Raw genomic sequence first — 426 nt, 5'->3', positions numbered from 1 at the left:
ACCCGATAGCGCCGACCCGGCTGCAGATGTTTGAAGGCCTGTGCCGGTTCCTGCATGGGAAGAGCCTGTTTCGATCCGAAGAGTTTTGGAAATTGCATGCGTCCCACATAGCATTCCGCCGGGCACTTCGCGAGGTCGACAGACATGCCGCAGACGCCATTCCGAAATTCCGCCACCCCGCCATGGAAATTCGCCATTGAAGAAGGCCGGAGACTAGGCTAAGAGAGCCCTACCGGCCCCGCGGAATCGCCTCTCGGTTTCGCGCAAAAGCACCCGTAGCTCAGCTGGATAGAGTGTTGGATTCCGATTCCAAAGGTCACAGGTTCGAATCCTGTCGGGTGCGCCAATTATTCGAGCATTTTCCAATAAATTCAATCGTTTAACCGTTTGGGGCGATGCGTATGGTACAGGCTTTGGTACATGCGC

General features: G+C 55.4%; 1 protein-coding gene and 1 tRNA gene. Both read left to right on the top strand.

Going from position 1 to position 426, the window contains the following annotated elements; all coding sequences use genetic code 11:
- The coding region (locus tag AC1D0P_RS30295) for a hypothetical protein (protein WP_477680115.1) at nucleotides 1-200 on the top strand (200 nt) is incomplete at its 5' end.
- A 69-nt stretch (nucleotides 201-269) separates the two neighbouring features.
- Nucleotides 270-346 (top strand) — tRNA-Arg (locus tag AC1D0P_RS30290).
- The last annotated feature ends 80 nt before the right edge of the window (nucleotides 347-426 follow it).

Source organism: Polaromonas sp. P1_G2 (assembly GCF_056405515.1).
The sequence above is the reverse complement of the archived record's forward strand: the minus strand, read 5'-3'. Positions and strand labels throughout refer to the sequence as shown.